Source organism: Cedecea neteri NBRC 105707 = ATCC 33855 (assembly GCF_001571265.1).
In the GTDB taxonomy this organism is placed as follows: domain Bacteria; phylum Pseudomonadota; class Gammaproteobacteria; order Enterobacterales; family Enterobacteriaceae; genus Cedecea; species Cedecea neteri.
In genome coordinates this window covers 107,980-119,690 of record NZ_BCTL01000007.1, presented here as the reverse complement: position 1 = coordinate 119,690, position 11,711 = coordinate 107,980, and the positions used below count along the sequence as shown (strand labels likewise).

Sequence of the window (11,711 nt, the reverse complement as noted above, 5' to 3'; positions counted from 1 at the left end):
TGTTTAGTTGCCGCGCGCTAAAGTTTGGCGCTTAATCCTTACGTTGCTGAAGGAGACGGAGAGAGCGTTCACGACGACTCTGCTCGCGGCTGCGATCCAGCAATATTTCCTCAATAAACGCCAGGTGACGGTGCGACGCTTCTCGCGCCTGCTCCGGCTGGCGAGCCATAATCGCCGCAAAAATGCTGGCGCGATGGCTGCTCACTTGCGCCAACATCTCGCGGCGCGCGTAGAGCAATTCAAAATTCTGGCGAACGTTTTGTTCGAGCATCGGCTCCATGCAGCGCAATAAATGCAGAAGCACAACATTATGCGCGGCTTCGGTTACGGCAATTTGATACTGCATGACGGCATCGGCTTCGGCGTCTAAATCGCCGGACTCCTGAGCCTGCTGGATGGCAATATGGCAATCACCAATGCGCGAGAGATCTTCTTCTGTTCCGCGCAGCGCCGCGTAATAGGCGGCAATGCCTTCAAGAGCATGGCGGGTTTCTAGCAGATCAAACTGGGATTCGGGATGGTCTGAGAGCAGTTCGACCAGCGGGTCGCTCAGGCTCTGCCAAAGGCTGTTCTGGACAAAAGTACCGCCGCCCTGGCGACGAAGCAGCAAACCCTTGGCTTCGAGACGCTGGATAGCCTCGCGCAGCGAAGGACGGGAAACATCAAATTGTTTCGCCAGTTCGCGTTCAGGTGGAAGTTTTTCGCCCGGGCGTAGAGTGCCCTCAAGGATGAGAAACTCCAGCTGCTGCTCTATCACATCGGATAATTTTGGTTGGCGGATTTTGCTGTAGGCCATCGTTCCCTATCTCTGCCATTAGCCCGGAGTCAATTGGTAAGACCAATTTCACGTTCGTGAGGCTAAAAGTAACAAAGTATTCACCTTCTGTCCATATTGGTTTTGATTGAAATCATGAAAGCAGGCACATTTTAACAATAACAAAAGAAGGGGTTTTCAAAACCATAACCTGGACACTAACTCGCGTTTACCCACAAAGCGGTAAGTTAACGTTTATGAAACGATATATTTTTCAAAAACAACCGAGAGACACGGTGAATGTATGTCATTTTTGTGACGCAAAACGGCAGCTCAAGAAGTATTCCGGACTCACATTTCCCTCCCCCCTTTTTTACAAATGGTTTCTTTTTGCCCAACTCGTCAGAGCAGTGGCAGAAACCAGGTGCAAAGGCATGCGCTTAACATTATTCTTTGCGATGCGGTAGCCCTATCCGCAAAATTCATAATTGATAGCCGTAAAAAAAATACTACACGTTACGGAACACAACAATTACATCCGCGTCAATGTAGCGCAGACATTAACCACTACGAGGTTACATGATGGAAGGTCAACAGCACGGCGACACGCTGAAGCGCGGTCTCAAAAACCGCCACATTCAGCTTATCGCGCTGGGTGGAGCTATCGGGACGGGCCTGTTTCTGGGCAGCGCATCCGTCATCCAGTCCGCAGGTCCGGCAATTATTCTCGGCTATGCCATCGCCGGGTTTATCGCTTTTTTAATTATGCGCCAACTGGGCGAAATGGTCGTTGAGGAGCCGGTAGCCGGGTCATTCAGCCATTTCGCTTATAAGTACTGGGGCGGTTTCGCGGGCTTCGCTTCCGGCTGGAACTACTGGGTACTCTATGTTCTGGTCGCCATGGCTGAACTCACGGCTGTCGGCAAGTACATCCAATTCTGGTGGCCGGAGATCCCGACCTGGGCCACGGCGGCAGTGTTCTTCGTCGCTATCAACGCCATCAACTTAACTAACGTGAAAGTCTTTGGTGAGATGGAATTCTGGTTCGCCATCATCAAAGTGGTGGCCGTTATCGCCATGATTTTGTTCGGTGGCTGGCTGCTGTTTAGCGGCAACGGTGGCCCACAGGCATCTGTCAGCAACCTTTGGGATCAGGGTGGCTTCCTGCCGCACGGCATCACCGGGCTGGTCATGATGATGGCTATTATTATGTTCTCCTTCGGCGGGCTTGAGCTGGTCGGTATTACCGCTGCCGAAGCCGACAACCCGGAAGTGAGCATTCCAAAAGCGACCAACCAGGTTATCTACCGTATTCTGATTTTCTATGTGGGTTCGCTGGCGATTCTGCTGTCTCTGCTGCCGTGGACGCGCGTTACCGCTGATACCAGCCCGTTCGTACTGATCTTCCATGAGCTGGGCGATACCTTCGTTGCCAACGCGCTGAATGTTGTGGTGCTTACCGCCGCCCTGTCGGTTTACAACAGCTGCGTTTACTGCAACAGCCGTATGCTGTTTGGCCTGGCGCAACAGGGCAACGCGCCTAAAATGCTGAAAAGCGTCGATAAGCGCGGTGTACCGGTGAACACGATTCTGGTTTCCGCCGGCTTTACCGCCCTCTGCGTGCTGATTAACTACCTGGCACCGGAATCCGCTTTCGGCCTGCTGATGGCTCTGGTGGTCTCTGCCCTGGTGATCAACTGGGCAATGATCAGCCTGGCGCACATGAAGTTCCGCCGCGCCAAACAGCAGCAAGGGGTCAAAACCCGTTTCCCTGCCCTGTTCTATCCTTTAGGAAACTGGGTCTGCCTGCTGTTCATGGTTGCCGTGCTGGTCATCATGTTGATTACGCCGGGGATGGCCATCTCGGTTTACCTGATCCCAGTCTGGATTGCGATTCTGGGCGTCGGTTACTTCCTTAAGCAGAAAAACCTGAAGACGGTTAAAGCCTGATAAACAAAACGCCCCGCAAATGCGGGGCGTTTTGTTACAAGCCTTCTGATCCTAGACCAAAGTCCCGTATATCGTCAGTAACGCCACAACCGCTACAATCACCAATGAAATCTTCTTCGCCAGCGATACCGCAGCTTTCGGCGTTTTCATTTTATCCTGATGGGGTTCTCGTGCCAGCGAGTACTGCGCCAGCTGCGTCAGGACCTGATACTGAGAGGTATGCCTGTCGGCAAGAGAAGCAAACCACGCAGGAAGCGCTCGCTCGCCGTGACCCAGCAGGGCATAAGCGACCCCAACAAGGCGAACAGGCACCCAGTCCAGCACGTGAAGAATGCCATCAATACCCGAGAGCAAACGCTCATGCGGCGTGTGGTGCCGGGCAAGCCAGGTTTGCCATGCGCGCAGGAAAGCATACCCCGCAAGCGTGACCGGCCCCCAGACTCCGCCAACCACGAACCAAAATAGCGGGGCAAGATAGAAACGGAAGTTAATCCACAGCAGCGCGTTTTGTAGCTCTCGCAGGTATTCACGCTCGCTGCACTCAGGCGGAACACCATGAATCAAGGTCAGTTCCGCAGCCATAGCATCTCGAGCATGTTCATCATCGTGGCTGGCAGCTTTAAGGTACGAATGGTAATGCAGCCTGACCTGGCCGGCCCCGATGCACAGCACACCCAGCGCAATCCAGAATACCAGCAGTGGAACGTTGAACAGTAATCCATGCAAAGCGCGGAGGATCAGGAAAACCACGGCCATAAATGCAGCGGTCATTAGCAGCGTTCTTAACAGAGAAAAATGCTTAACCCGTCCAAACAGGACTTCAAGACGGTGATCTAACTGCCAGTGCTCGCCCATTTTGAACAATCGCTCGCCCATCAGAACTAACAGCAGGGTAAACAGGGTCATGTGCTCTCCTTGTCAGTAGCCTCTTGGACCGCTCCCAAAAAGCGCGGCCAGTCAAACGAAGGGCCGGGATCGGTCTTTCGCCCGGGCGCGATATCGCTGTGGCCCGTCATATGTTTCGCCATATCAGGATAGTGTTGAATCAGTAAGTTAGCTAAAACTGTGAGTTGTTCATATTGTGCGTCGGTGTAAGCCAACGTATCGGTACCTTCCAGCTCAATACCGATGGAAAAGTCGTTGCACTTTTCCCTTCCCTGATAGTTTGAGACGCCCGCATGCCAGGCTCGCTTATCGAAAGGCACATACTGAACAATTTCACCGTCCCGGCGAATCAGGCAATGGGCTGACACGCGCAAATGCGAAATACCGGCAAAGTAAGGATGCGCTTCAGGATCGAGCGTTCCGGCAAATAATGCATCAATCCAGGGGCCACCGAACTCCCCCGGCGGCAAACTGATATTGTGCACCACCAGCAATGAGGGATTTTCCTCTTCCGGTCGGCCGTCACAATGCGGGGATGGCAGATGTTTTACCCCCACCAGCCAGCCGTCTTTAAGCTGCATGAGAGGTTCTCCTTAGAGTGGTACTTGAAGTCGCTTCAGAGTAGCATGAAACGATACTAACTTATTCATTCCGGAGTTTTATCATGCCGCCCCGCCGTTATAATCCTGACCGCCGACGTGACGAGCTGCTCGAACGAATTACCCTCGATATTCCTCTCGCCGTATCGCAAGCGCTGCGGGAAGATCTAGGCGGTGAAGTCGACCCGAACAATGACATCACGGCACAGTTATTACCCCCAGAAAGCACGTCGCATGCGGTCGTTATCACCCGCGAAAATGGCATTTTTTGCGGTAAACGCTGGGTCGAAGAAGTCTTTATTCAGCTTGGTGGAGACGTGACAGTGACCTGGCATGTTGAAGATGGCGATGAAGTCACCAGCAATCAGCCGCTGTTTGAGCTTAACGGCCCGGCACGTGTTCTGTTAACCGGCGAACGAACCGCGCTAAACTTTGTGCAAACGCTGTCCGGCGTAGCCAGCGAAGTTCATAGCTACGTTGCGCTGCTTGAGGGCACTAAAACGCAGTTGCTGGATACCCGTAAAACGCTTCCCGGCCTGCGCACCGCGCTGAAATATGCCGTGCTATGTGGCGGTGGCAGCAACCATCGACTTGGCCTTTCCGATGCTTTCCTTATCAAAGAAAATCACATTATTGCTTCCGGCTCTATCCGTCAGGCAGTGGAGAAAGCATTCTGGATGCATCCGGATGTGCCGGTAGAAGTTGAAGTTGAGTCACTGGATGAATTGGAGCTGGCGCTAAAAGCCGGGGCTGACATCATCATGCTGGACAACTTTACCGTTGAGCAAATGCGTGAGGCCGTGGCAATTACACAAGGGAAAGCACGCCTGGAAGTCTCCGGTAACGTCACTAAAGAGACCCTGAGAACATTCGCTGATACTGGCGTGGACTACATCTCCGTGGGCGCCCTGACGAAACATATACACGCCCTCGATTTGTCGATGCGTTTCCGCTAACACAATACAACGGCGGGCCAGTCGGTACTGCGCCCGTCTTTTTACGTGCCGACTTCCATTTTGATTGTCGATACATACAACTGCGTTAACTAACGCGGAAGGCACTTCCTGAATACCCGTTTCCCTGTTCGCTATTGCTTTGCCTGTTCAGCACAGTGTTGCTCTCTAACCAAAGGAGCGACAAATGAACAAGCAAAAAGGATTTACGCTAATCGAGCTTATGGTGGTGATAGGCATCATCGCCATTCTTAGCGCCATCGGCATTCCAGGGTATCAAAACTATCTTCGTAAGGCAGCATTGACCGATATGCTGCAAACCTTCCTCCCCTATCGTACCGCCGTCGAACTTTGTGCCATCGAGCGTGGGGGGATCTCCGGTTGCAATGCTGGCAGTAACGGCATCGCGGAAACCAAAACGACGCGTTACATCAGCGCGATGAGCGTTGCCAGCGGAATTGTAACGCTAAACGGCCAGGAATCTCTGAACGGGCTGGCGGTAACGTTCACGCCTCAGTGGAACGATGCAAACGGCGTAACCGGCTGGACAAGGGTCTGCAATGCGGAGAATGGATCGCCGCTGAAACAAGCCTGCGAAGATGTATTCCGCTTTAACGAAACGGAAGCGGGGACTGGCAAATGAGCACAAAAGAACAGCTTAACGCCCTATGCCAGCACTACAACGCCATACTGGTAGAGGAAACGCCTGACACGGTACGAATTGCTACTGTAGAAGCCCCAAACGAGCAAATGTACGAAGCACTTCGTTTTCTTTGCGATAAACGCATCGATGTAGAGATCTGGCCCATTGAGCGGCTCGAGAAATGGCAAACACGGGAGTCTTCTCAACCCTCGGAGCATGACCGCACCGGCTCAGTGATCGCACTCTTGAATACAACCCTTGCCGCCGCCGTACAGCAACGTGCATCCGATATCCATTTTGAGCCCTTCGAGAATGCCTATCGAATTCGGCTTCGTATTGATGGCGTGCTGCAATCCCAACCGTTACTGCCTCAGGCAATGGCTGCGCCGATCACGGCAAGGCTCAAAATTCTGGCTAATCTGGATATCGCAGAAAAGAGGCTGCCGCAGGATGGACAAATGGACTACCTTACCGAGGACGTGAAAGCGTCATTCCGCGTCTCGACATTGCCTTGCCGCTATGGTGAAAAGGTCGTTTTACGGCTCCTTCAGCAGGGTAAACAGCATATGGACATTCATTCTCTGGGTATGTCAGAGGATGAAACCAGCCAACTTGAGCAATCGCTCCAGGCTCCGCAGGGCATGATTTTGGTAACAGGTCCAACGGGCAGCGGAAAAACAATTACGCTCTACAGCGCCCTGACGGCGATTAACCAGCCGGGTATCAATGTCTGCAGCGTAGAAGACCCGATAGAAATCCCTCAGGAAGGGCTGAATCAAACGCAGATAAACCCTAAGGCCGGTCTCACCTTTCAGCACGTCCTGCGCGCATTACTGAGGCAGGATCCAGACGTCATTATGGTCGGTGAAATCAGGGATGGAGAAACGGCAGAAATTGCTATCAAGGCAGCCCAGACCGGGCACCTTGTTTTATCGACGCTGCACACCAACTCCACCGTTGAAACGCTTGTCCGCCTGGAGCAAATGGCTATTCCACGCTGGATGATTGCGTCTGCTGTGAATATCATCGTGGCTCAAAGACTGGTGAGAAAGCTTTGTCCTCACTGCAGAACACACCACGAACCCGCCATACTATTACCTGAACACATTTGGCCTTCCGCGCTGCCCAATTGGCATGCAGCAGGATGTGAACGTTGCTACGGAGGATATTATGGGCGAACAGCCTTATTTGAAATCCTGCCGCTATCCACCGATCTAAAGCAAGCCATCACGCAAGGCGAACCCGCAAGTAAAATTGAGATGCTCGCCAGAGAGCAAGGGATGAGTACCCTTTTCGAAAGTGGCTGCGTTGCCGTAGAACAAGGCCATACAACGTTGGAAGAGGTTTACCGTGTGCTAGGTGTGCCAAATGCCTAAGCCTCTCCTCTGGCACTGGGAGGCCATAGACAACGAAGGCCAACTAAAGAGTGGTGAAACACTTGCCGGCGAACGCACTTCGCTTGAGGAGGAGCTTGCTCAGCAGCAACTCCAGCTCATTTCTGTTAAAAAATCATCGCTATCAGGAAGGTCCGGTTGGCATATTCAACAAAAAATTGACGTTGTCCGGCAACTTGCAGCGCTACTCCATGCCGGTATTGCCTTAACTGACGCGCTGTTGCTCATAGCCCGCCAACATCCCAAACCTGCATGGTCTGCATTATTACAGCACATCGAGCGGCAGGTAGCGCAGGGTATACCGTTTTCGGAAGCGCTTAAGCAATGGCCCCATATCTTCCCTCCCCTTTTTATTGCCTTGTTGCATACCGGAGAATTGACGGGGAGGCTTGCTGAGTGCTGCCAGCGGTTGGTCGAGCAACAAGAACAACAATACCAGCTCACCAAAAAGGTTGTGAAAGCCCTGCGTTATCCGCTTTTTATTTTGATTGTTGCACTGCTGGTAACCGCAGGCATGGTTGGGTTTGTTCTGCCTGAGTTTGCCAATATCTATCGTTCTTTTAACGCTCCTCTGCCCGCTATCACCCAGGCAGTCATGAGCCTTTCAGAGTGGGCAACATCTCAAGGGGGATGGTGGTTTTTAACCGCAGTACTTTTAGCGGTTATCGGCGGGTGGCTTCGCCGTATTCGACCCGGCGTACGGGAAAAAGAACAATTACTGCTGTTAAAAATACCGGTGATTGCACCGCTGAGGCGGGGCCAGTTACTCAGCCAGATCTTTACCGTGCTAACGCTGTCTCAGCATTCTGGCGTTCCCCTGTTGCAGGGCCTTGAAGCGGTGGAGAAAACGCTGACCCAAACCCTCTGGCAACGGCAAATTGCTGATGTACGCGATCGGGTTTCTGAAGGAAAGCCCTTATGGCAGGCGCTGGAGCAGTCGGGATATTTCACGCCACTTTGCCAACAGTTGGTTCGCATTGGTGAAGAATCTGGTTCTCTGGATCTCATGCTTGAGCGTCTGGCACGCTGGCATCATGAGAAAACACAGGAACTCGCCGAAAACCTTGCTGCCACGCTGGAGCCCGTAATGATGCTGGTCATAGGCTTGATCATTGGCACGCTAGTAATAGCGATGTATTTGCCTATTTTCCAGATGGGAGATGCTATGAGCGGAGGAGGATGACGCAGCCTGAGCTACGTCATCGATGCTCATCAGAGGCTATTGAAAACGCGGTTTTCCTGTTCCGCCACGCGGATGAAAGTTGTGCGCTTAGTCAGCTCTTTAAGACGTGAGGCACCTACATAAGTGCAGGCAGAACGCAGGCCACCAAGGATATCGCGAGCGGTGTTTTCCACCGGCCCACGCAGAGGCAGCTTAACCGTTTTGCCTTCTGCGGCGCGGTACTGTGCAACACCACCTACGTGACGGGTCATGGCAGACTCGGAGCTCATGCCGTAGAACAGCATAAACTTCTCGCCATCCTGCTCAACAACGGAACCACCGCTTTCTTCATGCCCTGCGAGCATACCGCCCAGCATAACGAAATCAGCGCCACCGCCGAAGGCTTTGGCCACATCGCCCGGCACGGTACAGCCACCGTCGCTGACGATCTGCCCGCCCAGGCCGTGCGCGGCATCAGCACATTCAATGACAGCGGAGAGCTGAGGATAGCCCACGCCGGTTTTAACACGCGTGGTACATACAGAACCAGGGCCAATGCCAACTTTCACAATATCAGCCCCAGACAGAATCAGCTCTTCACACATTTCACCGGTAACCACGTTACCCGCACAGATAACCTTGTCAGGCCATGCTTCTCGGGCTTTGCTGACGAACTGAGTGAAGTGCTCAGAGTAGCCGTTTGCCACGTCTATGCAGATAAATTTCAGCGCAGGAGTCAGAGCCAGAATCTGCTTAGTTTTGGCAAAATCCGCATCGGAAGTACCGGTTGAGACCATGATATGGCACAGCAGGTTTTCAGGCACGGAGCGAATAAAGTTGCCCCACTCTTCTACAGAGTAGTGCTTGTGCACGGCGGTAAGAATATCGAATGAGGCCAGCGCCTGCGCCATCGCGAATGTGCCTACGGTGTCCATATTTGCAGCAATAATAGGAACGCCAGACCACGTAATACCGGAATGCTTGAATGTGAATTGACGTTCCAGCTCAACGTCTGAACGGCTTTTGAGAGTGGAGCGTTTTGGGCGGATTAAAACGTCTTTAAAACCTAACTTCAAATCTTCTTCAATACGCATGTTGCAAATCCCTGGGTCGAATGGCGATGAACACATAAGTACGATCGGCGAAACAACGGCCAACCCCAGTGACGCTATCATACGCAGTAATAATGACTCCGCAAGACTGCGAAAACCGACTTTTTTACGCTACAATCGTTTAAATTTACCTGGTAAACGGTAAAAAGCCCGCAGACAGCACATATCTGATTTTTATGTGATGCAAACTCACTTAAAATCACATTGCAAAAAGGCTTTTATCTTATTGATAAATACAGCATCAGGATCGGTTATCTATGGTTTATACGGTTGCACTTACGGGCGGTATTGGCAGTGGGAAAAGTACCATCGCCGAAGCCTTTTCCCGTGCTGGAGTCACCGTCATCGATGCAGATGTGATTGCCCGCCAGGTTGTTGAACCAGGCCAACGTGCGTTAGCTCTTATTTCTCAACATTTTGGCCCTACAATCCTACTGGAAGATGGTTCTTTGAACCGTCGGGCGCTGAGAGAAACGATCTTTAGCTCCCCGCAGCAAAAGCAATGGGTTAATAACCTGCTGCATCCCATCATACAGCAGCAAACCCGTGATGAAATTGCCCGCGCTACCTCACCTTACGTGTTGTGGGTCGTCCCCCTGCTGGTAGAAAATAATCTGCAACAAAAGGCGGACCGGGTTTTAGTGGTGGATGTATCCCCCGAGACCCAAATTACGCGTACTATGCTGCGGGACAGTGTTTCCCGCGAACACGCGCGGCAAATCCTTGACGCTCAGGCCTCCCGGGAAGCCCGTCTCGCCGTGGCAGATGATGTAATTAATAATGACGGCAGCCCCCAGGACGTTGTCGTGCATGTTGACCGCCTGCATCGCCAGTACCTGAAACTGGCTAGTCTGGCCGCACAACAGGAAGCAGAATAATGAACACTCAGGTTCTTTTCGAACACCCATTAAATGAGAAAATGCGCACATGGCTGCGTATTGAGTTTTTAATCCAACAGATGCAGTCAGCACTTCCCATTAATGACAGCGCAAAGGCACTGCATTTTTTTCGTAACGTCGGTGACTTGCTGGATGTGTTTGAGAGGGGTGAAATTCGCACCGAGATCCTCAAAGAAATAGGCCGGCAGCAGCGTAAACTGCTGAGCTGGTCAGAAGTTCCGGGCGTTGATATGCAACGCATCGACTCGCTGCGAAGCCAGTTGGAGAGCTGCGGCAGTGTGTTAATGGCCGCGCCGCGCATCGGGCAGATACTGCGAGAAGATCGGCTTATTGCGCTGGTACGCCAGCGCCTTAGCATCCCCGGCGGCTGCTGTAGCTTCGACCTGCCTACCCTGCATATTTGGCTTTATCTACCGCAGGAACAACGCGATGCTCAGGTTAATTTTTGGCTGAACAGTCTCGAGCCGGTGAAACAATCGCTCAATCTTCTGCTGGACATCATCCGCAATTCCGCGCCGTTCCGTAAACAAACCAGCCTCAATGGCTTCTACCAGGATAACGGCGATGATGCCGACCTGCTTCGTCTACATCTCACTCTTGGCGACCAGCTTTATCCGCAGATTTCCGGCCATAAAAGCCGCTTTGCGATTCGTTTTATGCCACTGGACTCGGAACATGGCCTGGTGCCTGAGCGTCTCGATTTCGAACTGGCCTGCTGTTAAGGAATAAACATGAGCGAAGAGACTATCGTCAATTGTCCAGGCTGCGGTAAAGCCGTTATCTGGAACGAGAGCAGCCCATATCGGCCATTCTGCAGCAAACGCTGCCAGCTTATAGACCTTGGAGAATGGGCCGCAGAGGAAAAACGTATTCCGAGCAGCGGCGACCTCTCTGAAAGCGAAGGCTGGAGCGAAGAGCAGGAGCGCTAAGCGTTCAGCAGTTTTAAAATAACGGGCTCGTTGGCTGGCGGAAACTCGTCGGCAATGAGCTCCCCTTGAGCAATCCAGCGCCCAGGTTGCCCTTCTTTTCCCCAGGGCTCCCCTTCCCACTGCTCAACCAGATAAAACCACAGTGAAATTTGGCGATCGGGAAACTGATATTCCAGGGTTTCAAACAGGCTGGTACTTTGCACCACAATACCGGTTTCTTCCTGTAGCTCGCGGATCACCGCCTGTTCCGGAGACTCACCGGCTTCAATCTTCCCACCGGGGAATTCCCATTTATTCGCCATGTGTGCATCGGCTGCGCGTTGCGTGATAAAAATTTCACCTTGCTGATTACGGATAATACCGGCGGCGATTTGCAGTTGCTTCATATTCTCAAACTCCATGCGTAAAAAAGGCGCAGTAAGCTGCGCCTT

Annotated in this window: 13 protein-coding genes; 8 read left to right on the top strand and 5 right to left on the bottom strand. The window is 52.4% G+C overall.

The window, feature by feature from the left end; all coding sequences use genetic code 11:
• Positions 1-31 precede the first annotated feature (31 nt).
• Positions 32-796, bottom strand: a complete 765-nt coding sequence (pdhR, locus tag CNE01S_RS03990; RefSeq protein WP_039290334.1) for a pyruvate dehydrogenase complex transcriptional repressor PdhR — start codon at positions 794-796, stop codon at positions 32-34.
• A gap of 537 nt (positions 797-1,333) precedes the next feature.
• Between pdhR and aroP the strand changes: the two genes are divergently transcribed.
• The gene (gene aroP, locus CNE01S_RS03985; RefSeq protein WP_169799396.1) at positions 1,334-2,704 is read left to right on the top strand and encodes an aromatic amino acid transporter AroP; all 1,371 of its coding nucleotides are present in this window, start codon (positions 1,334-1,336) and stop codon (positions 2,702-2,704) included.
• 51 nt (positions 2,705-2,755) lie between these two features.
• Here aroP and ampE read toward each other — a convergent pair whose 3' ends face one another.
• Together ampE and ampD are read right to left on the bottom strand one after the other, a co-directional pair.
• Entirely contained in the window at positions 2,756-3,610 is an 855-nt protein-coding gene (ampE, locus tag CNE01S_RS03980) for a beta-lactamase regulator AmpE (RefSeq protein ID WP_061273638.1), read from the bottom strand.
• The gene (gene ampD / locus CNE01S_RS03975; RefSeq protein ID WP_061273636.1) at positions 3,607-4,170 is read right to left on the bottom strand and encodes a 1,6-anhydro-N-acetylmuramyl-L-alanine amidase AmpD; all 564 of its coding nucleotides are present in this window, start codon (positions 4,168-4,170) and stop codon (positions 3,607-3,609) included. Before ampD ends, ampE begins: the two co-directional genes overlap by 4 nt.
• Positions 4,171-4,253: 83 nt before the next feature.
• On the opposite strand from ampD, the gene nadC reads away from it, so the two are divergent.
• The 4 genes from nadC to hofC all read left to right on the top strand — a co-directional run bounded on the left by nadC (position 4,254) and on the right by hofC (position 8,361).
• The gene (gene nadC, locus CNE01S_RS03970; RefSeq protein ID WP_061273635.1) at positions 4,254-5,144 is read left to right on the top strand and encodes a carboxylating nicotinate-nucleotide diphosphorylase; all 891 of its coding nucleotides are present in this window, start codon (positions 4,254-4,256) and stop codon (positions 5,142-5,144) included.
• 184 nt (positions 5,145-5,328) lie between these two features.
• Positions 5,329-5,784, top strand: a complete 456-nt coding sequence (ppdD, locus tag CNE01S_RS03965) for a prepilin peptidase-dependent pilin (RefSeq protein ID WP_061273633.1) — start codon at positions 5,329-5,331, stop codon at positions 5,782-5,784.
• Positions 5,781-7,160 (top strand): type II secretion system protein GspE, encoded by a 1,380-nt coding sequence (gspE, locus tag CNE01S_RS03960; RefSeq protein WP_061273631.1) that lies wholly within the window; start codon positions 5,781-5,783, stop codon positions 7,158-7,160. The genes ppdD and gspE overlap by 4 nt, the downstream gene beginning before the upstream one ends.
• On the top strand, positions 7,153-8,361 hold the full coding sequence (gene hofC / locus CNE01S_RS03955) for a protein transport protein HofC (protein ID WP_061273629.1): 1,209 nt from the start codon (positions 7,153-7,155) through the stop codon (positions 8,359-8,361). The genes gspE and hofC overlap by 8 nt, the downstream gene beginning before the upstream one ends.
• A 29-nt stretch (positions 8,362-8,390) precedes the next feature.
• Here hofC and CNE01S_RS03950 read toward each other — a convergent pair whose 3' ends face one another.
• Positions 8,391-9,434: a GMP reductase gene (locus tag CNE01S_RS03950; protein ID WP_061273627.1), complete on the bottom strand. Its 1,044-nt coding sequence runs from the start codon at positions 9,432-9,434 to the stop codon at positions 8,391-8,393.
• 275 nt (positions 9,435-9,709) lie between these two features.
• Between CNE01S_RS03950 and coaE the strand changes: the two genes are divergently transcribed.
• Genes coaE through yacG form a run of 3 tightly spaced genes read left to right on the top strand, consistent with a single transcriptional unit; the run spans position 9,710 to position 11,280 of the window.
• Positions 9,710-10,330: a dephospho-CoA kinase gene (coaE, locus tag CNE01S_RS03945; RefSeq protein ID WP_061273625.1), complete on the top strand. Its 621-nt coding sequence runs from the start codon at positions 9,710-9,712 to the stop codon at positions 10,328-10,330.
• Positions 10,330-11,073 (top strand): cell division protein ZapD, encoded by a 744-nt coding sequence (gene zapD / locus CNE01S_RS03940; protein ID WP_061273623.1) that lies wholly within the window; start codon positions 10,330-10,332, stop codon positions 11,071-11,073. Before coaE ends, zapD begins: the two co-directional genes overlap by 1 nt.
• Positions 11,074-11,082: 9 nt before the next feature.
• Positions 11,083-11,280, top strand: coding sequence for a DNA gyrase inhibitor YacG (gene yacG / locus CNE01S_RS03935; RefSeq protein WP_038475555.1), 198 nt, complete (start codon positions 11,083-11,085; stop codon positions 11,278-11,280).
• On the opposite strand, the gene mutT is transcribed toward yacG, so the two are convergent.
• Positions 11,277-11,666 (bottom strand): 8-oxo-dGTP diphosphatase MutT, encoded by a 390-nt coding sequence (gene mutT / locus CNE01S_RS03930; protein WP_061273746.1) that lies wholly within the window; start codon positions 11,664-11,666, stop codon positions 11,277-11,279. The genes yacG and mutT overlap by 4 nt on opposite strands.
• Between the last annotated feature and the right edge of the window lie 45 nt (positions 11,667-11,711).